The organism is Oryzisolibacter sp. LB2S, from assembly GCF_040732315.1.
Classification (GTDB): Bacteria; Pseudomonadota; Gammaproteobacteria; order Burkholderiales; family Burkholderiaceae_C; genus Alicycliphilus; species Alicycliphilus soli.
On record NZ_CP160388.1, the window covers coordinates 1,642,043 to 1,666,754 of the forward strand.

Consider the following 24,712-nt stretch of genomic DNA (forward strand, 5'->3'; position numbering starts at 1 on the left):
ACCCCGCATCAGGCCTCGCGGACATCGGCCACGGGCTTGCTGCCAAAGTCTTCGCGCTCAAGCCATGCCAGCACGCGGGCCGCCGCAGCCTGCGGCGTGCTCAGCGATCCACCCGCCTTGAGGGCTGCAAAGTGTTGCACATCGGGAAAGCCGGCCGGATCGGCGCCGCGCAGCTGAACCTGCATGTCGGTGTCGATCACGCCGGGCGCCAGCGAGCAGACCTTGGCGCCATGGGGCTTGGCGGCCTCGTCCAGCGCCACGCTTCGCGTGAAATGGTCCATGCCCGCCTTGGCCGCGCAGTAGGCTGCCTGCGACGCGATGGCGCGCCGCCCCAGTCCCGAGGAGATATTGAGCACCTTGCGCGCCGTCTGCGTCCAGCCCTCCGTGGCGCCCAGGAAGGCCGCCGTGAGCAGCATGGGCGCCTCCAGCCCCACGCGCAGGGCGTTGGCCTGGTCGGCCAGGTCAGCCGCGCTGGTGCAGGCCGACAGCGGCGCGATGCGTGGGATCACCCCCGCGTTGTTGATCAGCGTGGCGCCCGCATAGCGCGTCGCCGGCTGGGCCGCCAGCCAGTCGCGCAGCCGCGCGGCGGCCTGGGTGGGCTGGGCGAGATCGACCTCCCATTGCTCCAGCGTGGCGCCGGCCGGTGCGCCGCTTGCAAGCTCCGGCCGGCTGTGGCGCGACATGCAGACCAGCGTGTGCCCCGGCTGCAGCAGCTGCAGGGCCAGGCCCAGGCCCATGCCGCGCGATGCACCCGTGAGGATGAAAAGCTGTTCACTCATCCCGCCATGGTAGCCGCACATCGCGCCGCGGCTAGTCAAAACGGAGGTTGCACATCAAAGGAATACCACCGGCCATGCAGCGGATGCGCGAAGGCCAGGGCGCAGGCATGCAGCAACAGGCGCGGCGCGCGGGCCTGGGTGGCGGCATCGGCGTACAGCGCGTCGCCCAGGATGGGGTGGCCCAGGGCCGCCAGATGTACGCGCAGCTGGTGCGTGCGGCCGGTGACGGGTTCGAGCTCGACGCGCGTCGTGTCCGCCGCGTCGTCATGCGCGAGCACGCGCCAGCGCGTGTGGCTGGGCTGGCCGCGTGCGCCATCGATGACGCGCAGCGGGCGCCGCTCCCAGTCGGCGGCAATGGGCAGGGTGATGTCGCTCCAACCCTCGGCGTCGGCGTCGCCTGGTGCGGACAGCCGGCCGCCGACCACGGCCTGGTAGCGCTTGTGCACGCGCCGCTCGGCAAACGCCTGGCTGAGCGCGCGCTGCATGGCCGGGCCGCGCGCCATCAGCACCAGGCCCGAGGTCGGCTGGTCCAGCCGGTGGACGATGAGCGCATCGGGCCAGCGGGCCTGCGCGCGTGCGCTCAGGCAGTCCTGCTTGTCCGGGCCGCGCCCGGGCACGCACAGCAGGCCCGCGGGCTTGTCCAGCACCAGCAGGCTGTCGTCGGCATGCAGGCAGGGCGGCTCAGCGTTCATGGGCCAGGCGGTCGACGGTGGCGCACAGCTCCTGCACATCGTTGGGCTTGTGGATCAGGGCGCGCGCACCCTCGGCCAGGGCGGACTGCTCGATCTCGGTGGTGACATAACCCGAGGCCAGGGCCACGGGCAGATCGGCCCGTATGGCGCGCGCCGCGCGCAGCAGGTCCAGGCCCGAGTAGCCGGGCATGTTGTAGTCGGTGACGAGCAGGTCGTAGCGCTCGGGCGCGGCGCGCAGCGCCTGCGTGGCCTCGTGCGGGTCGCTGAAGCCGCTGACCTCGTAGCCCCTGCGGCGCAGCAGGCGCTGCACCAGGAACACCAGGGCCGTGTCGTCGTCCACGTACATCACATGGCGCGGCCGCTCGCTGGCGCCGGGCGCGGCGGACGCGGGTGCGGCCGGCGCCGGGGCCGCAGCGGGTGCCGGGCTGCAGGCCCCGGCCACCGCCGCGGGAAAGTACAGCGTGAAGCGGCTGCCCCGGCCGGGCGTGCTCTGCACGTCGATGCCGCCGCCATGCGTGCGCATGACGCCATGCACCACGGCGAGGCCAAGCCCCGTGCCCTGGCCCACGGGCTTGGTCGTGAAGAAGGGCTCGAAGATGCGCGACAGCGTGGCCTCGTCCATGCCCGGGCCGTCGTCCTGCACGTGCAGCGCCACATAGTCGCCCGCGGCCAGGCCCAGCCTCTCGCGCTGGTGCTGATCGGGCTGCGCCACGGTGGCATCCACGTCGATATGGCCGCGCCGCTCGCCAATGGCGTGGATGGCGTTGGTGCACAGGTTGAGCAGCGCCTGCTCCACCTGGGTGGCGTCGGCCAGCACCGCAGGCAGGTCGGGGGGCAGATGCATGCGCAGATGGATCTCGGGCGGCAGCGTCACGCGCAGCAGGCGCTCGGTGTCGTGCGCCACCTCCGCAAGCGCCACGGCGCTGCGCTGAGGCGCCTCGTTGCGGCTGAAGGTCAGGATCTGGCGCACCAGGTCGCGTGCCCGGCGGCCGGCCTTGTCGATCTCCAGCAGGCTCTCGTGCAGCGGTGTGCCCGGCTGGCAGTCGGCCTTGGCCAGCTCCACATTGCCCAGGATGGCGTGCAGTATGTTGTTGAAGTCATGCGCGATGCCGCCGGCCATGGTGCCAATGGCCTGCATCTTGTGCGACTCGCGCAGCTGCACCTCCAGCGCGCTGCGGCGCGCCTCCTCGCGCTTCCTGCCCGTGAGGTCGCGCGCAAACACGGTGGTGGTCTCGCCCTCGGCATGGCGCTCGAACGAGACGCTGATCTCCACGGCCAGCTCGCGCCCCGAGGCGGTGAGAGCCGTCATCTCGCCCAGCGCGGCCTGGGTCGTGACCTGGGCAAAGGTCAGTATCTGCTGCGCATCGGGCAGGAAGCGGCTCAGCGGGCTGCCCAGGGCATCGCGCGCGGCGCACTGGAACAGCATCGCGGCCGTGGGGTTGAAGACCGTGATGCGCTCGCTCTGGTCGACGCAGATGATGGCGTCCAGCGCCGAGTTGATGACCGCCTCCAGCCGCCGCTCGCCCGCGTGCAGTTGGGCGTTGCGCTCCTGCAGCTCCTGGGCGCTGCGCTGCAGCGCCTGGCGCTCGGCCAGCAACGGCCCCTGGTCGATGACTGCGCACAGGTACTGGACCAGCGGCGTGCCGTCATCCCCGCGGGACTCGATGCGCGCGATATGCAGGTCGCCCGTGATGCGCCGGTCCGCGTCGATCTGGAACACCACCTCGGTCGCCTCGGCCGTGCCCTCGTGCAGGGCCGTGGCAAACGCGGCCCGCACGCGCGGCGCATGCGTCTCGCTCACGAAGGGCATGAGCGCCACCAGCGGGCGATCGCGCTCCGTGGGCTGGAACGAGCGCTGCGCCATGGAATTGGCCTGCACCACCATGTCGTGCTCATCCAGCACCATGAGAGACAGCGGCACATTGGAGAACAAGGCCTCGAAGCGCTCGGACGCGCTCTCGGCCACGGCCTGGCTGTAGCGCAGCACCTTGTTCTGCGCCTCCAGCTCCGCCTGCGAGGCGCGCAGCTCGGCAATGAGCTGGCCCACGGCGCCACTGGCGCGGTTGGGCCCGCGGCGCTCGGGCATGGCGGCCGGCGCTTGCGCTGCTGCAGCGGACGGCGGCGCCTCGTCGGCGTCGCGCGTCAGAAAGGACAGATCGGGTTGGTCCATGGCGGTCCTGGGTGCTGGCGTTCAGCGCACGTCGAGCAGCTCGATCTCGAACTGCAGCGTCTCGTTGGACGGAATCAGGGAGGTCGAGCCGCGCATGCCATAGGTCGTTGCGGGCGGGCAGGTGATCCTGGCCTTGCCGCCCACCTGCATGAGCCTGAGCGCCTCGCGCCAGCAGGGAATCACGCGCTGCAGCGGAAACTCCGCCGGCTCGCCGCGCTGGTAGGAACTGTCGATCTCCTTGCCCTGGGCCGATATGCCGCGGTAATGCACCTTGACCCGGTCGTTGCCCTGGGGCCGGATACCCGTGCCCTCGACGAGCGACTCATAGACCACGCCGCTGGCCGTGGTGACGGGCGCAGGCTGCGCCAGGGCGGCGCCTGAGACCAGCAGTGCAATGGCGAGGGCCAAGGTGGAGCGCATCATGATTTCCGCAAACGACAAAGGCCCGATGGTAGGGCCTTTGGGTGGGGGTGCATGGTGCGGGGCGGGCAGGAGGACCGGCATCCATGCGCCGCTGCACACTCTTGCGTTGCGTTGCACTTCGGAGTTGAGACCGCCGGGTAGTGCGTGGTACGGCTAACGCACAAAGTAAGCCGCCCGCCGAAGGCGGGTCGGCTTGACTGCCGGGTTAGACATTGCGATGCCCAAGAATTCTTGCTCTCGCCTTCAAAAATTCCTCACGAGAAATTTCTTGAGCGCTTCGTAGGGCTAGTAATTCTTTTAACGCGTCTTTCGTTTCCTGCTCTGCGACATAGGCAGCTTCCCAAGGGGCATAGCCACATCCTGCGGCGTCAGCGATGTCTTCTGCGCTATAACCACGATCATGCATTTCGTGAAGAAAGTCCCAATCACTCATTTTGAATTCCTGCTTTCTAACTAGAATTAGGCGACAAGTATAGCGACCACCCCTGTCGGCCAACATTGCAAGCCCCCCTCATGTCCCCTCGATGACTGCCAAATAGGCAAACCTAAAAAACAGCGGATGGCGGCTTGCCTGGCTGGGCTGCGGTGGTGTGCCGTCGCGCCTGCCATTCGATGCCGCCTCGGCCATTCTATAAAGCACAAAGGCCCGTTTCCGGGCCTTTGAATTAAAAATGCTGCACTGCGTTCAACGCGTGCAGCCATGTGGTGCTCGCCTTACGCCAGTTCACTCACCGGCACGCAGCTGCAGAACAGGTTTCGGTCGCCATAGACGTTGTCCACGCGGCCCACGGGGGCCCAGTATTTGGTGCCGCGCAGGCTGGCCACGGGGTAGGCGGCGACTTCGCGGGAATAGGGGTGGGTCCAGTCCTGGGCCATCAGGCTCTCGGCGGTGTGCGGGGCGTTCTTGAGCGGGTTGTCGTCCTTGGGCCAGTGGCCGGTTTCGATCTGGCGGATCTCCTCGCGGATGGCAATCATCGCGGCGATGAAGCGGTCGAGCTCGGCCAGGTCTTCGCTCTCGGTGGGTTCAACCATCAGCGTGTTGGCCACGGGGAAGGACAGTGTCGGCGCGTGAAAGCCGTAGTCGATCAGGCGCTTGGCCACGTCTTCGGCCATCACGCCGCTCGATTCCTTCAACTGGCGCAGGTCCAGGATGCATTCGTGCGCCACATGGCCGTTGGCGGATGCGTACAGCGTGGGGTAGTGGTCCTTGAGGCGCGCGCTGATGTAGTTGGCGCTGAGGATGGATACCTCGGTGGCGGCCGTCAGGCCCTCGGCGCCCATCATGCGGATGTACATCCAGCTGATGGGCAAAACGGCTGCATTGCCCAAAGGGGCGGCGCTGACAGCTCCTGTTTTGCTAGTAATTCCGGCGCTGGCGTGGCCGGGCAGGAAGGGCACGAGGTCCTCCACCACGCACACCGGGCCCACGCCCGGGCCGCCGCCGCCGTGGGGGATGCAGAAGGTCTTGTGCAGGTTCAGGTGGCTCACGTCGCCACCAAACTCGCCCGGCGCGGCCACGCCGACCAAGGCGTTCATGTTGGCGCCATCCACGTACACGCGGCCGCCGTGGCTGTGCACGATCTGGCACAGCTCCTTGACCTGGGTCTCGAACACGCCGTGCGTGCTGGGGTAGGTGATCATCACGCAGGCCAGATTGGCACTGTGCTTTTCGCACTGGGCCTGCAGGTCTGCCATGTCCACGTTGCCGTTCTCGTCGCACTTGGTGACGACCACCTGCATGCCCACCATTTGCGCGCTGGCCGGGTTGGTGCCGTGGGCGCTGCTGGGGATCAGGCAGATGTTGCGGTGCGCGTTGCCCTGGGCCGCGTGCCAGCCCTTGATGGCCAGCAGGCCCGCGTACTCACCCTGGCTGCCTGCGTTGGGCTGCAGACTCACGCCCGCGTAGCCCGTGGCCTGGCACAGCCAGCGCTGCAGCAGGCGGTCGAGCTCGGCGTAGCCGGCCAGCTGGTCGGCCGGGGCAAAGGGGTGGATGTGGGCAAACTCCGGCCAGGTGATGGGGATCATCTCGCTGGTGGCGTTGAGCTTCATGGTGCAGCTGCCCAGCGGGATCATGCTGCGGTCGAGCGCCAGATCCTTGTCGGACAGCTGGCGGATGTAGCGCAGCATGGCCGTCTCGGAATGGTGGGTGTTGAACACCGGGTGCGTGAGGAAGCTGCTCGTGCGGCGCAGCGCGGCGGGAATCAGCGTATCGACGCCGCCTTCCAGCGCGGCGACGCTGGGCAACGGCTGGCCGTCCTGGGCAAAGATCTTCCACAGGAGCTCCACGTCGGCGCGGGTGCTGGTCTCATCCAGGCTGATGCACAGGTAGTTGTCCCAGGCTTTTCGCAGGTTTGCGCCCATCTGGACTGCGCGGGCAGCTATCGCATTGGTAGCGTCGCCAGTCTTGAGGCACAGCGTGTCGAACGCCGTGCCGTGGTGGTACTGGCCATGGCCCAGCTGCTCAAGCCCCGCCTTGAGGATGGCGGTGAGCCGCGCCACGCGCTGGGCGATGCGCGTGAGGCCGGCCGGGCCGTGGTAGACGGCGTACATGCTGCCTATCACCGCGGGCAGTACCTGTGCGGTGCAGATGTTGCTGGTGGCCTTTTCGCGGCGGATGTGTTGCTCGCGCGTCTGCAGCGCCAGGCGGTAGGCCGGCTTGCCATGGGTGTCCACGCTCACGCCGACCAGGCGCCCGGGCATGGAGCGCTTGAATGCGTCCTTGCACGCCATGTAGCCCGCATGCGGGCCGCCCGCGCCCATGGGCATGCCAAAGCGCTGGGTGGTGCCGACGACGATGTCGGCGCCCATCTCGCCCGGGGCCTTGAGCAGGGTCAGGGCCAGCAGGTCGGCCGCCAGGATGAAGGCCGCGCCCTTGGCGTGGATGGCCTCGCTGCTGGCCTGCCAGTCGGCCAGCCAGCCGCTGCTGGCGGGGTATTGGTTGAGGGCGGCAAAGTAGTCGTCGCCGGCGAGGGCGGCGTTCCATTCGGCCTCGCTGTTCACGACCTTCACCGTCAGGCCCAGCGGCGTGGCGCGGGTCTGCACCACCTCGATGGTCTGCGGGTGGCAGTCACCGCTCACGACGATGACGTTGCCCTTGGCCTTGACGGAGCGCTTGGCCAGCGTCATGGCCTCGGCCGCGGCCGTGGCCTCGTCGAGCATGGAGGCGTTGGCGATGTCCATGGCCGTCAGATCCGCCACCATGGTCTGGAAGTTGACCAGTGCCTCCATGCGGCCCTGGGAGATCTCTGCCTGGTAGGGCGTGTAGGCGGTGTACCAGGCGGGGTTCTCCAGAATGTTGCGCAGGATGACGGTAGGCAGGTGCGTGCCGTAGTAGCCCTGGCCGATGAAGCTCTTGAGGATCTTGTTCTTGCCGGCGATGGCCTTGAGCTCGGCCAGCGCGTCGGCCTCGGTGCAGGCAGGCGGCAAGTCCATGGCCTGCGCGCGCGCGATGGAGCGCGGCACGATGGAGCCGACCAGGGCGCGCCGCGAGGCGTCGCCGATCACGCTGAGCATGTGCGCCTCGTCGGCTGCGTCGATGCCGATATGGCGGGGGATGAATTCGCTGGCGTTCTCCAGCGCGGTCAGGGGCAGGGCGGCAGTCATGGGTCTTGAGGAAAAAATGACTTGAAAGCCGCTCTGGACAAGCGCGAGCAGCTATCGATTTTGTGGATCAAGTAGCGTTGCCTATTGGCTCCGTCATCCCCGCGAAAGCGGGGATCCAAGTGCTATGCAAGCCGTTGATTCGGCACTGCTGGGGATCCCCGCTTTCGCGGGGATGACGGTGGGTTTTGCGGGCATCGCGTGCAATCAACAGGCATCGCTACTTGAGCCGAATTTGTGGCATTGCAAGGCCTGGGGCGCGGCGGCGCATGTGCTGCACGGCGCCCCGACAGGCCTCAGGCGCTGGCGGCAAATGCCTGGTAGGCGGCCTCGTCCATGAGGGCGTCGAGCTCGGCCGCGTTGGCGAGCTTGACCTTGAAGAACCAGCCGGCACCCTGGGGGTCGCTGTTGGCCAGCGACGGGTCGGCGCGCAGCTCCTCGTTGACCTCGACCACCTCGCCGCCGACGGGCATGTACACGTCGGCCGCGGCCTTCACCGATTCGACCACGCCGGCCACGTCGCCCTGGGCGTAGGTCTTGCCCACTTCGGGCAGGTCGACAAACACCACGTCGCCGAGCGCGTCCTGCGCATGCACGGTGATGCCGACCACGGCGGCGCCGGCGTCGGCGGCGTTGACCCACTCGTGGTCCTTGGAAAATTTGATGCTCATGAAAGTCTCCGAAAAGAGTAAACAGGTTGCAGACAAGACCCAGGGCGCAATGTAGCCGCCCTGGAGGGGCGAAAAGGCAAGCAGCTTTGCTGTGCGCTCAGCCGCGGTGGTAGCGCGGCGGCAGGAAGGGCGTGGGCGTGACCACCATGGGCACGGGCTTGCCGCGCACCATGGCAAAGATCTCGGTGCCGGGCTGGGCGTAGTCGGGCTGCACATAGGCCAGCGCGATGGGCTGGTTGAGCGAGGGCGCGAGCAGCCCGCTGGTCACCTGGCCGATGGACTGGCCGTCCATGTTCTCAAGCGGCGCGGGCTCGCGCACGGGCACGCGCTCCTTGGCCACCAGGCCCACGCGCTTGCGCGTGAGCAGGCTCGCGTCGTCGATCTGCGCGAGCACCTTGTCCGCACCCGGAAAGCCCCCGGCGCGCGCGCCGCCCGTGCGGCGCACCTTCTGTATGGCCCAGTTGAGTGCGGCCTCGGCGGGCGTGGTGGTGGTGTCGATGTCGTTGCCGTACAGGCACAGGCCGGCCTCCAGACGCAGGGAATTGCGCGCGCCCAGGCCAATGGGCTTGACCTCGGGCTGGGCCAGCAGCGCGCGGGCGAGCTGCTCGGCCTGGTCGCCGGGCACGGAGATCTCGAACCCGTCCTCGCCGGTGTAGCCGCTGCGCGTGATGAACAGCTCGGCGCCGTTCCAGGCGAAGCTGGCGCCACTCATGAACACCAGCTGCTCCACGCCCGGCACCAGGCGCGCCAGGGCCGTGACGGCCTGCGGGCCCTGCAGCGCGACCAGGCCCTGGGTGGGCATGGTCACGACCTGGCAGCGGTGGCCGATGCGCGCCTGAATATGGGCGATGTCGCCGGCCTTGCAGGCGCCGTTGACGATCAGGAACAGCGTGTCGTTGCCCTGGTTGAAGAACATCAGGTCGTCGATCACGCCGCCCTCGTCGTTGAGCAGCAGGCCGTAGCGCTGCTTGCCCACGGGCAGGCCGATCACGTCCACGGGCATCAGGCTCTCGAGCGCGGCCGCGGCGTCGGGGCCGATGAGCTTGAGCTGACCCATGTGCGAGACGTCGAACAGGCCCGCGTGCTCGCGCGTGTGCAGATGCTCGGTCATCAGGCCCGTCGGGTATTGCACGGGCATGGAGTAGCCGGCAAACGGCACCATGCGGGCGCCCAGTTCGAGGTGCAGGGCGTTCAGGGGAGTGGTCAGGAGCTCGGTGGTGGACAAGATCATTCTCCAGGGCAAATGCGGGCCATGGCCTGAGCCACGGTGCTTGCCCTGCTGTCCTCTTTACCTGAGAGATTCACCCGGCGATGCGGGTTTGCTCCTTCGGTGGGCGCCCAAGACGGGTTGCGCGCCTCTCTCCAGCAAGGAAACGCCCGCCATTGCAAAGCGGGCGCGTCGTCAGTCCTTTTGCCTGAGCGTTTGGCTCATCTGCCTGCGCCTTCGGCGGCCGGTGCATGGGACCGGCTCTCTCCTGACAGCCGCAAATTCTACCTTGGGGCGGGGCGTCCGTGGGGCCTGGGCCATGCGCGTGCGGCATTTCCGATAAGCTGCGGCCACAAGAAAAGGAAGACGATGAACCCGCAAGCCACCGCCGCCCCCGCTGACATCCCTGCCGACACCCCAGCCGATGCACGCACAGACCGCCATGGCCTGAGCTACCCCTGCGGGCAGCCGCCGGCCGCGGGCAGCGCCAGGGAGATCGCCCCCGGCCTGTGGTGGATACGCATGCCGCTGCCCTTCAGCCTGGACCACATCAACCTGTGGGCGCTGCGCGACGGCGATGGCTGGGCACTGGTGGATACGGGCATCTGGTCCGACGCCACGGCCACCGCCTGGCGCCAGTTGTTTGCCGATGTGCTGACGGGGCCGGTGACGCGCGTCTTCGTGACCCACATGCACCCCGACCATATCGGCATGGCCGGCTGGCTGACGCGCAAGTTCGGCTGCCGGCTGTGGATCAGCCGCCTGGAGTACCTGAGCTGCCGCGCGCTCAGCGTGGACACCGGGCGCGAGGCGCCCGACGACGCCATTGGCTTCATCCAGCGTGCGGGCTGGAACGACGAGGCGGTGGAGACCTACCGCACGCGCTTTGGCAGTTTTGGCAAGCTGATCTACGCGCTGCCCGACAGCTACCGGCGGCTGCACGATGGCGAGGAGATCACGATTGGCGGGCACCGCTGGCGCGTGCTCATGGGCACGGGCCATTCGCCCGAGCATGCCTGCCTGTACTGCCCCGATCTGAAGCTGCTGATATCGGGCGACCAGGTGCTGCCGGGCATTTCATCAAACGTGTCGGTGTTCCCGGCAGAGCCCGACGCCAACCCGCTGGCCGACTGGCTGCAGTCGCTCGACCGGATCGAGCGCGAACTGCCGGGCGACCTGCTGGTGCTGCCCTCGCACAACGAGCCCTTCCTCGGCCTGCATCAGCGCGTTGGCGCGCTGCGGGCCGGCGAGATGCGCGGCCTCGAGCGCCTGCGCGCGGCCCTGGATCAGCCGCGGCGCGTGGTCGATCTGTACGAGGTGCTGTTCGCGCGCCCCGTGGGGGCCGACAACATGCAGATGAGCCTGGCCACGGGCGAAACCCTGGCGCACCTGAACTATCTGCTCGCGCGCGGCGAGATCACCCGGACGTTGGGAGACGACGGCTGCTTCTGGTATCAACGGGTGGCTGCGGCATGAGTGCAGCATGAGTGCGCGCCACCGGGCCGGGGCCCGATGGCGCGGCCGCCTCACTTGTAGAGCAGCTGCGGCAGCCACAGGCCGATGGCCGGCCAGATGTAGAGCATGACGATGGCCAGCACCTGGATGCCCATGAAGGGCAGCATGCCCAGGAAGATCTGGTTGAGCGTGACATAGGGCGGCGCCACGCCCTTGAGGTAGAAGGCCGACATGGCCACGGGCGGTGACAGAAAGGCCGTCTGCAGGTTCAGCGCCACCAGCAGGCCGAAGAACAGCGGGTCCACCCCGAAGTGGCTCAGCAGCGGGATGAAGATGGGCATGAAGATGACGATGATCTCCGTCCACTCGAGCGGCCAGCCCAGCAGAAAGATGACGACCTGCGACAGGATCATGAACTCCACCTTGCTGAGGTTCATGGAGAGCACCCATTTCTCGATCACCTCCTGGCCGCCGAGCAGCGCAAAGGCCGACGAAAAGATGGCCGAGCCCACGAACAGCCAGCACACCATGGCCGAGGTCTTGGCGGTGAGGTAGACCGATTCGCTGAGCACGTTCATGCTCAGCCGCTTGTATGCCGCCGCGAGCAGAAAGCCGCCGAACGCGCCCATGGCGGCCGCCTCGGTCGGCGTGGCAAGTCCAAAGACGATGGAGCCCAGCACCGCCAGGATCAGCACCATGAGCGGGAAGAACGAGCCCAGCAGCATCTTGAAGATCTCGAGCCGCGCAAAGCTCAGGAACACATAGAACAGCGCCGTGACCGCACCCAGGATGGCAAAGCCCACCCACCACCAGGTGGGGGCCGGCTGGCTCTGCGTGCCGTTCGCCGCGGCGTCGGGCGCTGCGGGCTCGGCCACGCCGGCGTTGGGTGGGGGCTGGTCCGACGGGGCGTCGTCAACGGCCATGTCCGGGGTTATTTCCTGCAGGGTGTCGGTTTCTTGCGCGGCATCCGTCTGTGGAGGCTCCTGCAGCGTGTCGTCGGCCGGCGGTTCCTGCAGACCGACGTCTTCGGAGGATCCGGGCGGCTCCGCCAGCCCGGAACTGCTCGGGCCTTCGTCGGCGAAGCCAATGGGCTGGATGTCGTAGGCCTCCTGCACCTGCACCGTGGTCACGGCGCGCCATGAGGTCAGGGCCAGGGTCAGAAACAGCAGGCCCGGCAGCACCACCACGACGAGCTGGCGCATCACATAGCCCACGGGTATGTCGGCATTGCGCTGGCCCTTGAGCGCGTTGAGCAGGCGCCACGGCGCGTACTGCCGGGTGTGTGCGGGCAGGGCCTCGGTTCTGGGCGGCAGCTGCACCTGGCGCTCCTCGTCCGACAGCGGCGGCGCCCAGGCGGGCTTGAGCTTGGCCATGATGATGACGTAGGCCACATACAGGCCCGCGAGCATGATGCCGGGGAAGAAGGCGCCGGCATACAGCTGCACCACCGACACCCCGGCCGTGGCGCCGTACAGGATGAGCAGCACCGAGGGTGGAATCAGAATGCCCAGGCAGCCCCCGGCGGTGATGGCGCCCGCGGACATCGGGATGCTGTAGCCCGCGCGCAGCATGGCCGGCAGCGCCAGCAGCCCCATCAGCGTGACCACCGCGCCGACGATGCCCGTGGCGGTGGCGAAGATGGCGCAGGTCACAAGCGTGGCCACGGCCAGCGACCCCGGCACGCGCGCCATGGCCAGGTGCAGGCTCTTGAACAGCTTTTCGATCAGGTTGGCGCGCTCGACCAGGTAGCCCATGAAGACGAACAGCGGGATGGCGATCAGCACATCGTTGGCCATGCTCTTGTAGGCGGCCTGCACCATGAGGTCGAGCGTGCGCGTGATGTCGCGGTCATACGCGAGCCAGGTGAAGACCATGCCCATGCCCATGAGCGTGAACGCCGTGGGAAAGCCGAGCATGATGGCCACCACCACCAGCGACAGCATGAGCAGGCCCAGGTGGCCGTTGGTGACGGTCTCCACACTCAGCAGCAGCCAGGCGGCGCTGCCCACCACGAGCGCCATGATGGTCAGGCCAAACCAGAGTTCCTTGCGGATCTTCATCACTGGCCCTCCCGCTTCACGGGCTGGCTGGCGTCATAGGCCGTGCCCTCCACATGCACCATCTGCTTGAGCTTCTCGACGTCCACTTCCTCCACGTCGTCGCCGCGGCGCGGCCACGCCCCCTGCCTGAGGCAGATCACGCAGCGCGTGATCTCGGCCACGCCCTGCAGCAGCAATGCCGCGCCGGCCAGGGGAATGACGAACTTGAAGGGGTAGAGCGGCAGGGGCTCGGCGGAGAAGGTCTGCTCGCGGATCGCCAGGGACTCCTGGGCGTAGTTCCAGCCGGCCCAGGTCATGGCGAGTACGCCGGGAAGAAAGAACACGATGTAGAGCAGCAGGTCCAGCCCGGCCTGCACGCGCGGGCTGAAGAAGCCGTACAGCACGTCTCCACGCACATGGCCGTTCTTGGCCAGGGTGTAGGCGCCGGCCATCATGAACATGGTGCCGTAGAGCATGATCTGCGCGTCCAGCACCCAGGCATGGGGCTTGTTGAGCGCGTAGCGGGAGAACACCTCCCAGCAGATCAGCAGGGTCAGGGGCACGCAGGCCCAGGCGGCGGCTTTGCCGATGAAGGTCGACACGGCGTCGATCCCGAGAAGAAATTTTTGCATGGCAGTACGGCCGCGAGGGCCGGGCAACAAGGTGAAGCCACTGGGCTGGCCACGCGCAGGGCCCAGTGGGGGCAAAAAAGAAGGCCTTGCGCAGGCCTTCCCATGCACGGCGGGGCCTAGCCCTGCTTTGCGCCCTTCTTCGGGGCAAAGTAATGGTTCCACGCCATGCGGTAGTCGATGGTGGTGTCGTTCTGCCAGCGCCCGCTGCGTTGGGCAAATGCGCGCATGGACTCCATGACCTTCTTGAACATGGGGTTCTCGGCCGCCTTCTTGGCCGTCACCTTGTCCCAGGCGGCGAGCTGCGCGCGCAGGATGGCGTCGGGCGTCTTGTAGAACTTCACGCCTTGCTTGGAGGCCATTTCGGCGTAGTCCTTGGCGTAGCGGTCGGCGGCCTTCCAGCTCATGTCGGCGCTGGCCGCCTGCGTGGCGTAGTCGATGATGGCCTTGAGCTCGGCCGGCAGCGCGTCGTACTTGGTCTTGTTGAACAGCACCTCGAACTGCTCGCTGGACTGGTGAAAGCTCTGCAGCATGCAGTTCTTGGCCACGTCGGGGAAGCCCAGCACGCGGTCGCTCGACGCATTGTTGAACTCGGCCGCGTCGAGCAGGCCGCGGTCGAGCGCCGGAACGATCTCGCCGCCGGGCAGGGGATTGACGGCCACGCCCATCTCCGTGAACACGTCCACGGCCAGGCCCACGGTGCGGAACTTCAGGCCCTTCAGGTCTTCCACCTTGGCCACGGGCTTCTTGAACCAGCCCAGCGGCTGGGTGGGCATGGGGCCGTAGAGTTTGGAGACCACGTCCAGATTCAGGGTCTTGTAGATCTCATCGAGCAGTTCCTTGCCGCCGCCGTAGTTGTGCCAGGCCAGCACCATGTTGGCGTCCATGCCGAAGGCCGGGCCCGAGCCCCAGAGCGCCACGGCCTGGTTCTTGCCATACCAGTAGGCCACCACGCCATGGCCGCCATCGAGCGTGCCCTTGGCCACGGCATCGAGCAACTGGAAGGCCGGCACCACGGCGCCGGCGGGCAGCACCTCGATCTTCAGACGGCCACCGGCCATGTCGTTGATCTTCTTGGCGTAGTCCTGCGCGAACTCGTGGAAGATGTCCTTGGCCGGCCAGGTGCTCTGAAAGCGCAACGTGGTGGTCTGGGCGGTGCTGATCATCGGCACGGAAAGGGCGCCCGCGCCCACGGCGGCGCCCTTGAGTAGCTTGCGGCGGCCCGTGGTGGTGGTCTTCTCGGTCATCTACCTGTCTCCTTCCTTGATGTGGTTGCCTGGACAGTCCAGTGCGCACATCTTTGGCGAGCAGCAGGTCGTAACAAAGAGGGTTTACGCAAAGAGGGTTTACGCGCAGGTGCGTACCGCGCGTGTCAACGGGCCCTTGTCGCGGGGCGCCGCATGCGTGGGCGTGACAGGCCTTTAGCCTGGCGGCCTTGCCAAGACCCAGCCCGGCGGTAACCGGGTGGGTTCTGGTCAATGTCGTGCGCCCCGGTAAGAGCGCCTTGATGCAGTGAGTATGCGCGCGTCCGGGTAGATGGTTTTGCTGAATTTCTCCTTGGTTTTCTGTTTTGCAGAAAAGTTTTCTGCGAAGCGGCTTGAGGATGAATAATGTTCGGCATGGACAAGATTGACCGAAAAATTCTCTCTGTGCTGCAGGCCAATGCCCGCGCCAGCCTGCAGGAGATTGGCGCTGCCGTGGGGCTGTCTCCCTCACCGTGCTGGGGGCGCATCAGGAAGATGGAAGAGGCCGGCGTGATCGAGGGCTATACCGTGCGCCTGAACCCGCTCGCGCTCGGTCTTGCGGACACGGTGCTGGTGCAGGTGACGCTGGACAGCCACTCGGACAACACGCTGGAGAAGTTTGGCGAGGTGCTGGCCAGCATTCCCGAGGTGGTGGAGGCGCACCTGGTCTCGGGCGACTACGACTACCTGCTGCGCGTGGTGGTCAAGGACACGCGCGACTACGAGCGCCTGCTGCGCGAGAAGCTCTACAGGATCAAGGGCATACGCCACAGCCGTTCAAGCTTTGTGCTGCGCACGCTCAAGAAGGCCGATCTGCCGCTCGGAGTCTGATTGCTATCAAAACAATAGCTTCTGACGCTTGGTGGGAAAGCGTCAGAGGCCATTTTTACTTGGATTCTTCCGCCTACACGGATTCCGGCCTCACCCGCATTTCGCCATAGGGCACGATGCGCGAGCCCTTGACCAGGCGATAGCCGAGCCAGATCAGCAGGAACAGCGGCAGGCCGATGTAGGTGGCGATGACGCCGGTCCAGTCGATCCTGTCCTGCAGGAAGGCCTGGTAGTTCTGCCCCAGCGTGATGGTCATGCACAGCACGAAGGCGAAGATGGGGCCAAACGGGAAGGCCGAGGCGCGGTAGGGCAGGGCCGACAGCGGCAGGCCCTGGGCCTCGTAGCCCTTGCGGAAGCGGTAGTGGCTGATGGCTATGCCCAGCCAGGCGATGAAGCCCGTCATGCCCGAGAGGTTGAGCAGCCAGACATAGACCAGCTGCGGGCTGAAGATATTGGTCAGAAAGCACAGCGCGGCGACCACGGTGGTGGCGATCAGGGCCATCACGGGCACGCCGCTCGCGCTGACCCTGGCGAAGATGCGCGGCGCCATGCGCTGGCAGGCCAGGGTGTAGAGCATGCGCGTGGATGCGTACATGCCCGAGTTGCCCGCCGACAGCACCGAGGTCAGCACCACGGCGTTCATCACGGCGGCGGCCGAGAGCAGACCGGCACGGTGGAACACCAGCGTGAAGGGGCTGACGGCGATGTCGCCCAGGTCGTTCTTCAGCAGCTGAGGGTCCGTGTAGGGAATGATCAGGCTGATCACCAGGATGGCGAACACGTAGAACAGCAGAATGCGCCAGAACACCTGGCGCACGGCGCGCGGGATGTTGCGCGCCGGGTCTTCCGATTCGCCCGCGGCAATGCCGATGAGCTCCGTGCCCTGGAACGAGAAACCGACGATCATGGCCACGCCGATCAGTGCGGCAAATCCGCCGGCAAACGGTGCGTCGCCCATGGTCCACAGCTGCAGATGCGACCACAGGCCCTCATGCTGGGCGTCGCCGCGCAGAATGCCCAGGATCATCAGCAGGCCCACGCCGATGAAGATGACGACGGTCACCACCTTGATCGCCGCAAACCAGTACTCGGCCTCGCCGAAGCCGCGCACCGAGATGACGTTGAGCGCAAACATGAGGGCCAGGAAGCCTGCGCTCCAGACCACGCCGTCGACATCGGGGAACCAGTAGGCCATGACCAGCTGCGCGGCCACGAGGTCCACGGCGATGGTCACGGCCCAGTTGTACCAATAGTTCCAACCCAGGGCGAAGCCGAAACCCTCGTCGACATAGCGCGCGCCGTAGGTGGCGAACGAGCCCGAGGTGGGCAGATAGGCCGCCATCTCGCCCAGGCTGGTCATGAGGAAGTAGACCATCAGGCCCACGACCATGTAGGCCAGCACGGCACCGCCGGGGCCGGCCTGGGAGATCGTCGCGCCCGAGGCGACGAACAGGCCGGTGCCGATGGAGCCGCCGATGGCGATCATGGACAGGTGACGCGCCTTGAGCGAGCGGTGCAGCTCGCTGGCGGTCGACGAGAGGGTGTTGGCAGTCATGGGATGGACTTGTGTGCGGGGCCGCGTCGACTCTTGTGAAGCCGGGGGGCTGCGGCCGGGGCTGGATGATGAAGTGGTCGAGGACCGAATGGGGCGAGGCGTCAGCTCAGCAGCAGGGCGTCGTCGGCCAGCTTTTCGCCGCGCACCTTCTCGAACATCTGGAGCAGGTCGGGCACGTCCAGCCGTGCGCGTTCCTCGCCCGAGACGTCGAGCACCACCTGGCCCTGGTGCAGCATCACCGTGCGCTGGCCCACGTCGAGCGCCTGGCGCATGCTGTGTGTGACCATCATGGAGGTGAGCTTGTTTTCCTCCACGATGCGGGCGGTGAGCTGCAGCACGAAGTCGGCCGTGCGCGGATCGAGCGCGGCCGTGTGCTCGTCGAGCAGCAGGATGCGCGAGGGCTGCAGCGCCGCCATGAGCAGGCTCACGGCCTGGCGCTGGCCGCCCGAGAGCAGGCCGATGCGGTCGGTGAGGCGGTTCTCCAGCCCCAGGCCCAGCGTGGCCAGGCGCTCGCGGTACATGGCGCGCTCGGCCTGCTTGACGGCGCCGCGCAGCCCGCGGCGCGTGCCGCGCTGCTGGGCCAGGGCCATGTTCTCCTCGATGGTCAGGTCCTCGCAGGTGCCGGCCATGGGGTCCTGGAACACGCGCGCCACGCGCTCGGCGCGCTCCCACACGGGGCGGCGCGTCACGTCCAGACCGTCGATGGCGATGCGGCCCGTATCCACGCTCAGGTCGCCGGAGATGGCGTTCAGAAACGTGGACTTGCCCGCGCCGTTGGAGCCGATGACGGTGACGAACTGCCCGGCCGGAATCTCCAGCGACATGCCGCGCAGGGCGCGGGTCTCGATGGGCGTGCCGGGGTTGAAGGTGATGTAGAGGTCCTGTGCGCTCAGCATGGCGTGTTCTCCCGGGTGCATGTCAGCCCTTGCGATTGCCGAGCTTGCGCTTGAGTTGCGGAATCACCAGCGCCACGGTGACCAGCACGGCCGTGACCAGGTTCAGGTCCTGGGCCTTGAGGCCGATGAAGTCGCTGTTGAGCGCCGCGGCGATGAAGAAGCGGTAGACGATGGCGCCCACGACCACGGCCAGCGTGGCCCAGACGATGCGCCGCGAGGGCAGGATGGATTCGCCCACGATCACGGCCGCCAGGCCGATGACGATGGTGCCTATGCCCATGGAAATATCCGAGCCGCCCTGGGTCTGCGCAAACAGCGCGCCGGCCAGGCCCACCAGGGCGTTGGAGATGGCCATGCCCAGCAGCACCATGGCACCGGTGTTGATGCCCTGGGCGCGTGCCATGCGGGCGTTGGAGCCCGTGGCGCGAATGGCCAGGCCGCGCTCGGTGGCAAAGAACCAGTCGAGCAGCAGTTTGGCCAGAAGCACCACCACGAACAGAATCATGGGGCGCGCCACATAGTCGGCGATGCTCTCGGGCTGCAACAGGGTGAAGAGGGTGGGGTCGTTGATCAGCGGCACGTTGGGCCCGCCCATGATGCGCAGGTTCACCGAGTACAGCGCAATCATCATCAGGATGGAGGCCAGCAGGTCCATGATCTTGAGCCTGACGTTGAGCCAGCCCGTGATCAGGCCCGCCACGGCGCCGGCCGCCGTGGCTGCGAGCGTGGCCAGCCAGGGGTTGGTGCCGGTGGAGATCAGAATGGCGCAGACCGCGCCGCCGAGCGGAAAGCTGCCGTCCACCGTGAGGTCGGGAAAGCGCAGCAGCCGAAAGGAGATGTAAACCCCCAACGCCACCAGGCTGAAGATCAGGCCGATTTCAATGGCGCCGAGCAAGGAAAAAAGAGACATGGGTGCGGGCTTGGAAGGCTGCTGCGAAAACAAAGCAGGAGCCCGGGGGCTCCTGCACTATGGGCCAGAGGCCTTGACGTTACTGCACGACCTGTGCGGCCGACTTGACCAGCGTGTCGGACAGCTTCACGCCCTGCTTCTCCGCCGCGCCGGGGTTCACGAACAGTTCCAGCTTGGTGCTGGTTTCGGGCTTGATGTCGCCAGGCTTCTCGCCCTTCAAGATGCGCGCCACCATGCGGCCGGTCTGCTCGCCCAGGTCGCGGTAGTTGATGCCCAGGGCGGCGATGGCACCGCGCTTGACGCTGTCGGTGTCGGAGGCCACGAGCGGGATCTTGGCGTCCTGGCCCACCTTGACCAGCGACTCGTAGGCCGAGACCACGTTGTTGTCGGTGTTGGTGTAGATCACGTCCACCTTGCCGATCAGGCTGCGCGCGGCGCTGCTCACGTCCACCGAGCGGGGCGCGGCGGCTTCGACCAGCGTCAGGCCCAGCTGGGGCAGGAGCTTCTGCAGTTCCTTGACGACGACCACGGAGTTGGCCTCGCCGGGGTTGTAGACCATGCCCACGCGCTTGGCATTGGGCACGACCTGCTTGACGAGGTCCATCTGCTTGTCCAGGGCCAGCAGGTCGGACACGCCGGTCACGTTGGTCTTGGAGGGCTCCCAGCTCGGCACGAGCTTGGCGGCCACGGGGTCGGTCACGGCGGAGAACACCACGGGCACGGTTTTGGTGGCGGCGACCACGGCCTGGGCCGAGGGCGTGGCGATGGCGACGATGGCGTCGGGCTTGTCACCGACGAACTTGCGCGCAATCTGCGCCGCCGTGCCGGTGTTGCCCTGGGCGCTCTGGTACTGCCACTTGAGGTTCTTGCCGGATTCGTAGCCCTCGGCCTTCAAGGCGGCCTGAACCCCATCGCGCACGGCGTCCAGGGCAGGGTGCTCCACGATGGCCGTCACGGCGACGGATTTTTGCTGCGCATGCGCGACGGGGGCCAGGGCGGCCATGGCCAGGGCAAATGCGCCCAGAGGGGCCCAAGACAAGCTCTTCATTTCGGTTCTCTCTCCAATTGAACGTGCGGTGTTTCCTGTGCTTCTTGTTGCAGACCGATGCAGGAAGGTCATGCGGCCTTGGCAGGCGAGTCTAGCGCCTGTGCAGGGCAGGCGCGTCCGTTGTTTTCCCGTAGGGGGCGAGGCATGACGACATGTAGTCAAAACGGCCTGCCACGCTTGATGGGCAAGCGTCGCAAGCTATCAAAAAATGCATGCAATGCCTCGCTGCCGCCTTACATGCCGGAGTAGTTGGGGCCACCGCCGCCCTCGGGTGCCACCCAGACGATGTTCTGCGTCGGATCCTTGATGTCGCAGGTCTTGCAGTGCACGCAGTTCTGCGCGTTGATCTGCAGGCGCTGGGCGTTGCCGCCGCGCGCCTCGTCGGGCACGAACTCGTACACGCCGGCCGGGCAGTAGCGACTCTCGGGGCCGGCGAACTTGGCCAGGTTCACGTTCACGGGCACTGCTGCGTCCTTGAGCGTCAGGTGCGCGGGCTGGTTCTCCGCGTGGTTGGTGTTGCTGATGAAGACGCTGGAGAGGCGGTCGAAGGTCAGCTTGCCATCGGGCTTGGGATAGACGATGGGCTTGCACTCGGCCGCAGGCTTGAGGTAGGCGTGATCCGGCGTGTCGCGGTGCAGCGTCCAGGGAATGTGGCCGCGCAGCGCGAACTGCTCTATGCCATTCATCACCGTGGCCGTGACCAGACCCTTCTTGAACCAGGCCTTGAAGTTACGCGACTTGTTCAGTTCCGTATAGAGCCAGCTCGCCTCGAAGGCCTTGGGGTAGGCCGTCAGCTCATCGTGCTGGCGCCCCGCGGCGATGGCGTCGAAGGCGGCCTCGGCCGCGAGCATGCCGGTCTTGAGGGCCGCATGGCTGCCCTTGATGCGGCTCACGTTCAGGAAGCCCGCATCGCAGCCCACCAGGGCGCCGCCGGGGAAGACGAACTTGGGCAGGCTCAACAGCCCGCCGGCCGTGATCGCGCGCGCGCCGTAGCTCAGGCGCTTGCCCGGTTTGATGCCCTTGGATTCGTCACCCTCGAGGTACCAGCGGATGTTGGCATGCGTCTTCCAGCGCTGGAACTCCTCGAACGGGCTCAGATAGGGGTTGCTGTAGTCGAGGCCCGTGATGAAGCCCAGCGCCACCTTGTTGTCCTCCAGGTGGTAGAGGAAGGCACCGCCGTAGGTGTTGTTGTCCATGGGCCAGCCGGCGGTGTGCAGCACGAAGCCGGGCTGGTGGCGCTGCGGGTCGATCTCCCACAGCTCCTTGATGCCTATGCCGTAGGTCTGCGGGTCGCTTTCGGCGTCGAGCTGGTAGCGCGCGATGATCTGTTTGCCCAGGTGGCCGCGTGCGCCCTCGGCAAAGATGGTGTACTTGGCGTGCAGTTCCATGCCGAGCTGGAAGTCGCCCGTGGGCTCGCCGTCCTTGCCCACGCCCATGTTGCCCGTGGCCACGCCCTTGACCGAGCCGTTCTCGTTGTAGAGCACCTCGGCCGCGGCAAAGCCGGGGAAGATCTCCACGCCCAGGCTTTCTGCTTGCTCGGCCAGCCAGCGCACCACGTTGCCCAGGCTGACGATGTAGTTGCCATGGTTCTGAAAGCACGCGGGCAGCAGGAAGTTGGGCGTGCGAAACGACGAGTTTTCGCCCAGGAACACCATGGCGTCGTCGGTCACGGGCTGGTTGAGCGGGGCGCCCTTGGCCTTCCAGTCGGGGATCAGCTCGGTGAGCGCCTTCGGGTCCATGATGGCGCCCGAGAGAATGTGGGCGCCGGGCTCGGAGCCCTTTTCGAGCACCACGACGGATACGTCCTGGCCTTTCTCGGCCGCCAGTTGCTTGAGGCGAATCGCCGTGGCCAGCCCGCCGGGCCCGCCGCCGACGATGACCACGTCGTATTCCATGGCTTCGCGCGGACCGTACTGGGCAAGAATCTCTTCATTCGTCATGGGTGTCTCTTTTGCTTGGATCATTGAAAATCGCCGTGCAGCGCAGCCCAGCGGCTGATGCACCACTGGCGACGATTGTATTCACGCGCGGGCGCGGCTCGGCCGCACGGGTTGCTTTAGGCGACTGTCGCGCGTGCAGGGCGCACCGCGGGCGCGCCCGGGATGGAACGGAACAACGATGAAGATTGAGATTGCCGAGCACAAGAAGCTGGTCCACAGCATGCACATGGACGTGCGCTGGGGCGACATGGATGCCATGGGCCATGTGAACAACACGGTGTACTTTCGCTACATGGAGAGCGTGCGCGTGGAGTGGATGCGCGCCGTGGGCTGCGAGCCCGACCCCAGGGGCGAGGGGCCGGTGATCGTGAACGCGTTCTGCAATTTCTATCGCCAGCTCGAGTATCCGGCGCAGCTGCTGCTCAGGCTCTATGTGAGCGACCCGGCGCGCACCACGTTCGAGACATGGACCACCATCGAGCGCGTGGATCGGCCCGGCGTGCTGGCGGCCGCCGGTGGCGCCACGGTCATCTGGGTGGACTTTCCGGCGCAGAAGGCGGCGCCGCTGCCCGACTGGATGCGCGCTCTGGTGGTGTAGCCACCGTCCATTGCATGCGCGCCTCGAAACCGCCGCTCTCGTGCGGCAAGGGTGATGTCAAGGTGAGCCGGGCATCGTGCTTGGCCGCGATGGTGGCCACGATGGACAGGCCCAGCCCATAGCCCGCGCGGTCCGCACTCTGGCGCACATGGCGCTGCTGCAGGGACTTGAGCCGGTCCGCGCTCACGCCGGGGCCATGATCGCGCACCGCGAGCATGGGGCCGGGGCCGACGATGATCTCCACCGGGCACGGGGCCGCGTAGTGGAGCGCGTTTTCCACCAGGTTGCGCAGGGCGATCGCCAGTGCGTCGAAGTCGCCCAGGGCCGTGCAATGCTGCGCATCGGCGGCCGTCACCAGCTCCAGCCGGTCGGCCGCGCGCTCGTCCTGCCAGAACTCCTGCGCCACCGTGGCGGCGAGCCGGGCCAGATCGACGGGTTCGCGCGTGAGGGGGGCGCTCGATTCCGCGCGCGAGAGCTGTAGCAGCTTTTCCGTGCGGTGGCTCAGGGTGTGCAGCGCATCGACCGCGGCCTGCACGTCGTCGCGGTGCAGGCCATGCTCCAGGGCGGTCTGCAGCCGCAGCCGGGCCGTGGCCAGCGGTGTGCGCAGCTCGTGCGCGGCGTTGGCGGCCAGGGCGCGCTCCACGTCCAGCGCCTGGTCCAGGCGCTGCAGCAGCAGGTTCACGTCCTCGCCCACGGCGCGCAGTTCGGCCGGCAGGCCCGTCAGCGTCAGCGGCCGCAGGTCGCCGCCGCCGCGCTGGCGGATTTGCCGCTGCAGCCGCTCCAGAACCCCGAGCTCGCGCGTGACGACGCCGGGCAGGGCCCAGGTCAGAGCCGCCAGCGCGATCACGGCCGCCGCCAGCAGCACCAGCAGCGTCTCGCGCCATTCGTGGTTGCGCTCCGACAAGGGGTCGGCCAGCAGAAAGAAAAGCGCCTGCTCCGGGTGCTGCGCGACATGCACGCGCCATTGGTTCGTGTCGTGAAAGCCGGGTGCGAGCGGCACGGCCAGCGCCTGGTCGGGCGCCTGGCGCGAGCGCAGCAGCAGCCGGCCCTGGGCGTTGACAAGTTGGTAGACGAGTGGCGCGTCGGCAAACAGCGGATCGTCTGCGATCACGGCGCTGGCAGGCGGCGCCTGGCCCGCTGCACCCACCGGCGCGGTGCGTTGGAGCTGGAACATGGCCACGTCGAACATGCGGTGCGCGCTCTCGGCGAGCTCGGCATCGAAGTTCTCTTCGATCTCGTGGTTCAAGTAATAGGCGACGGCCAGCACGCACAGCAGCCACACCAGGGCCAGCCGCAGCACCAGGGCCCGGGTCAGGCGTTGCGCGAGCGTGCCGGCCCTCATGCGGCGGCCGGCTCGCTGTGCAGCCTGTAGCCCAGGCCGCGCACTGTCTCGATGTGCGTGCGTCCGAGCTTGCGGCGCAGGCGGCTGATGAATACCTCCAGCGTGTTGCTGTCGGTCTCGTCGCCCCAGCCGTAGAGGGCGTCCTGCAGGTTTTCGCGCGTGTGGATGCGGCCGGGGCGCGTGGCCAGCACGCGCAGCAGGGCCCATTCCTTCTGTGTCAGCGCGATGGGCACGCTGGCGCGGCGCACCTGCTCGCGCGCCAGATCGATCTGCAGGTCGCCCAGCACCAGCACCGGGGTATCGGCCGCGCTGCGGCGGCGCTCCACCGCGCGCAGCCGCGCGAGCAGTTCGCCGGGGTCGTAGGGCTTGATGAGGTAGTCGTCCGCGCCCGCGTCCAGGCCGCGTATGCGGTCGCTGACCTGATCGCGTGCGGTGAGCACGATGACGATGGGGCGCTGCCGCAGCGCGCGCAGCTGGGGCAGCAGGGCCAGGCCGTCGCCGTCGGGCAGATGCAGGTCGAGCAGCACGGCCGCGTATTGCGCACCATGCAGCGCCGCCTCGGCCTCGCTCAGGCTGCCCGTGGCATCGACCACGAAGGCCTTGGCGCGCAGATAGCCGCACACGGCGTCGGACAGGGCCAGATCGTCTTCGACCAGCAGCACACGCATGGAGACTCCGTAGAT

General features: G+C 67.3%; 22 protein-coding genes and 2 riboswitches. Of the genes, 3 read left to right on the forward strand and 19 right to left on the reverse strand.

Annotated features, from left to right (window positions below):
- Positions 1 to 8 precede the first annotated feature (8 nt).
- The 9 genes from ABUE11_RS07765 to gcvT all read right to left on the reverse strand — a co-directional run bounded on the left by ABUE11_RS07765 (position 9) and on the right by gcvT (position 9,566).
- Positions 9 to 779 (reverse strand): SDR family NAD(P)-dependent oxidoreductase, encoded by a 771-nt coding sequence (locus ABUE11_RS07765; protein ID WP_367068477.1) that lies wholly within the window; start codon positions 777 to 779, stop codon positions 9 to 11.
- A 35-nt stretch (positions 780 to 814) separates the two neighbouring features.
- Positions 815 to 1,471 carry an RluA family pseudouridine synthase gene (locus tag ABUE11_RS07770; protein WP_367068478.1) on the reverse strand — a complete coding sequence of 219 codons (657 nt, stop codon included), beginning with the start codon at positions 1,469 to 1,471 and terminating at the stop codon, positions 815 to 817.
- Positions 1,461 to 3,641 (reverse strand): ATP-binding protein, encoded by a 2,181-nt coding sequence (locus ABUE11_RS07775; RefSeq protein WP_367068479.1) that lies wholly within the window; start codon positions 3,639 to 3,641, stop codon positions 1,461 to 1,463. Before ABUE11_RS07775 ends, ABUE11_RS07770 begins: the two co-directional genes overlap by 11 nt.
- A gap of 21 nt (positions 3,642 to 3,662) precedes the next feature.
- Positions 3,663 to 4,061, reverse strand: coding sequence for an FKBP-type peptidyl-prolyl cis-trans isomerase (locus ABUE11_RS07780; protein WP_367068480.1), 399 nt, complete (start codon positions 4,059 to 4,061; stop codon positions 3,663 to 3,665).
- A 156-nt stretch (positions 4,062 to 4,217) separates the two neighbouring features.
- The gene (locus ABUE11_RS07785) at positions 4,218 to 4,277 is read right to left on the reverse strand and encodes a DUF1010 domain-containing protein (RefSeq protein ID WP_367068777.1); all 60 of its coding nucleotides are present in this window, start codon (positions 4,275 to 4,277) and stop codon (positions 4,218 to 4,220) included.
- Positions 4,270 to 4,497: a hypothetical protein gene (locus tag ABUE11_RS07790; protein ID WP_367068481.1), complete on the reverse strand. Its 228-nt coding sequence runs from the start codon at positions 4,495 to 4,497 to the stop codon at positions 4,270 to 4,272. The genes ABUE11_RS07785 and ABUE11_RS07790 overlap by 8 nt, the downstream gene beginning before the upstream one ends.
- Positions 4,498 to 4,778: 281 nt before the next feature.
- Positions 4,779 to 7,667, reverse strand: a complete 2,889-nt coding sequence (gene gcvP, locus ABUE11_RS07795) for an aminomethyl-transferring glycine dehydrogenase (RefSeq protein ID WP_367068482.1) — start codon at positions 7,665 to 7,667, stop codon at positions 4,779 to 4,781.
- 293 nt (positions 7,668 to 7,960) lie between these two features.
- A complete protein-coding gene (gcvH, locus tag ABUE11_RS07800; protein ID WP_367068483.1) occupies positions 7,961 to 8,335 on the reverse strand; it encodes a glycine cleavage system protein GcvH in 375 nt (124 codons plus the stop codon).
- Positions 8,336 to 8,432: 97 nt separating this feature from the next.
- Positions 8,433 to 9,566, reverse strand: coding sequence for a glycine cleavage system aminomethyltransferase GcvT (gene gcvT, locus ABUE11_RS07805; RefSeq protein WP_367068484.1), 1,134 nt, complete (start codon positions 9,564 to 9,566; stop codon positions 8,433 to 8,435).
- Positions 9,567 to 9,604: 38 nt separating this feature from the next.
- A riboswitch (glycine riboswitch) is annotated at positions 9,605 to 9,711 on the reverse strand.
- Positions 9,712 to 9,728: 17 nt separating this feature from the next.
- A riboswitch (glycine riboswitch) is annotated at positions 9,729 to 9,823 on the reverse strand.
- A gap of 88 nt (positions 9,824 to 9,911) precedes the next feature.
- On the opposite strand from gcvT, the gene ABUE11_RS07810 reads away from it, so the two are divergent.
- Positions 9,912 to 11,018 (forward strand): MBL fold metallo-hydrolase, encoded by a 1,107-nt coding sequence (locus tag ABUE11_RS07810; RefSeq protein ID WP_367068485.1) that lies wholly within the window; start codon positions 9,912 to 9,914, stop codon positions 11,016 to 11,018.
- A 50-nt stretch (positions 11,019 to 11,068) separates the two neighbouring features.
- On the opposite strand, the gene ABUE11_RS07815 is transcribed toward ABUE11_RS07810, so the two are convergent.
- The 3 genes from ABUE11_RS07815 to ABUE11_RS07825 form a co-directional block, all read right to left on the reverse strand.
- Complete coding sequence (locus tag ABUE11_RS07815) at positions 11,069 to 13,057, reverse strand: TRAP transporter large permease subunit (RefSeq protein ID WP_367068486.1); 1,989 nt, start codon at positions 13,055 to 13,057, stop codon at positions 11,069 to 11,071.
- Entirely contained in the window at positions 13,057 to 13,668 is a 612-nt protein-coding gene (locus ABUE11_RS07820; RefSeq protein ID WP_367068487.1) for a TRAP transporter small permease subunit, read from the reverse strand. Before ABUE11_RS07820 ends, ABUE11_RS07815 begins: the two co-directional genes overlap by 1 nt.
- A 116-nt stretch (positions 13,669 to 13,784) precedes the next feature.
- Entirely contained in the window at positions 13,785 to 14,912 is a 1,128-nt protein-coding gene (locus tag ABUE11_RS07825; protein WP_367068488.1) for a TRAP transporter substrate-binding protein, read from the reverse strand.
- A gap of 372 nt (positions 14,913 to 15,284) precedes the next feature.
- Here ABUE11_RS07825 and ABUE11_RS07830 point away from each other — a divergent pair, with 372 nt between their 5' ends.
- Positions 15,285 to 15,740 carry an Lrp/AsnC family transcriptional regulator gene (locus ABUE11_RS07830; protein ID WP_367068489.1) on the forward strand — a complete coding sequence of 152 codons (456 nt, stop codon included), beginning with the start codon at positions 15,285 to 15,287 and terminating at the stop codon, positions 15,738 to 15,740.
- A gap of 73 nt (positions 15,741 to 15,813) precedes the next feature.
- On the opposite strand, the gene ABUE11_RS07835 is transcribed toward ABUE11_RS07830, so the two are convergent.
- The 5 genes from ABUE11_RS07835 to ABUE11_RS07855 all read right to left on the reverse strand — a co-directional run bounded on the left by ABUE11_RS07835 (position 15,814) and on the right by ABUE11_RS07855 (position 22,089).
- On the reverse strand, positions 15,814 to 17,295 hold the full coding sequence (locus tag ABUE11_RS07835) for an amino acid permease (protein ID WP_367068490.1): 1,482 nt from the start codon (positions 17,293 to 17,295) through the stop codon (positions 15,814 to 15,816).
- Between the two features lie 101 nt (positions 17,296 to 17,396).
- On the reverse strand, positions 17,397 to 18,191 hold the full coding sequence (locus ABUE11_RS07840) for an ABC transporter ATP-binding protein (RefSeq protein ID WP_367068491.1): 795 nt from the start codon (positions 18,189 to 18,191) through the stop codon (positions 17,397 to 17,399).
- A gap of 22 nt (positions 18,192 to 18,213) precedes the next feature.
- Complete coding sequence (locus tag ABUE11_RS07845) at positions 18,214 to 19,101, reverse strand: ABC transporter permease (protein WP_367068492.1); 888 nt, start codon at positions 19,099 to 19,101, stop codon at positions 18,214 to 18,216.
- A gap of 79 nt (positions 19,102 to 19,180) precedes the next feature.
- Positions 19,181 to 20,149, reverse strand: a complete 969-nt coding sequence (locus tag ABUE11_RS07850) for an ABC transporter substrate-binding protein (protein WP_367068493.1) — start codon at positions 20,147 to 20,149, stop codon at positions 19,181 to 19,183.
- Positions 20,150 to 20,382: 233 nt separating this feature from the next.
- Positions 20,383 to 22,089 (reverse strand): electron transfer flavoprotein-ubiquinone oxidoreductase, encoded by a 1,707-nt coding sequence (locus ABUE11_RS07855; RefSeq protein ID WP_367068494.1) that lies wholly within the window; start codon positions 22,087 to 22,089, stop codon positions 20,383 to 20,385.
- Positions 22,090 to 22,267: 178 nt separating this feature from the next.
- Between ABUE11_RS07855 and ABUE11_RS07860 the strand changes: the two genes are divergently transcribed.
- Positions 22,268 to 22,687: a thioesterase family protein gene (locus ABUE11_RS07860; protein WP_367068495.1), complete on the forward strand. Its 420-nt coding sequence runs from the start codon at positions 22,268 to 22,270 to the stop codon at positions 22,685 to 22,687.
- Here the strand turns inward: ABUE11_RS07860 and ABUE11_RS07865 are convergent.
- The gene (locus tag ABUE11_RS07865) at positions 22,617 to 24,029 is read right to left on the reverse strand and encodes an ATP-binding protein (RefSeq protein ID WP_367068496.1); all 1,413 of its coding nucleotides are present in this window, start codon (positions 24,027 to 24,029) and stop codon (positions 22,617 to 22,619) included. The genes ABUE11_RS07860 and ABUE11_RS07865 overlap by 71 nt on opposite strands.
- Complete coding sequence (locus tag ABUE11_RS07870; RefSeq protein ID WP_367068497.1) at positions 24,026 to 24,697, reverse strand: response regulator transcription factor; 672 nt, start codon at positions 24,695 to 24,697, stop codon at positions 24,026 to 24,028. Before ABUE11_RS07870 ends, ABUE11_RS07865 begins: the two co-directional genes overlap by 4 nt.
- Positions 24,698 to 24,712 lie beyond the last annotated feature (15 nt).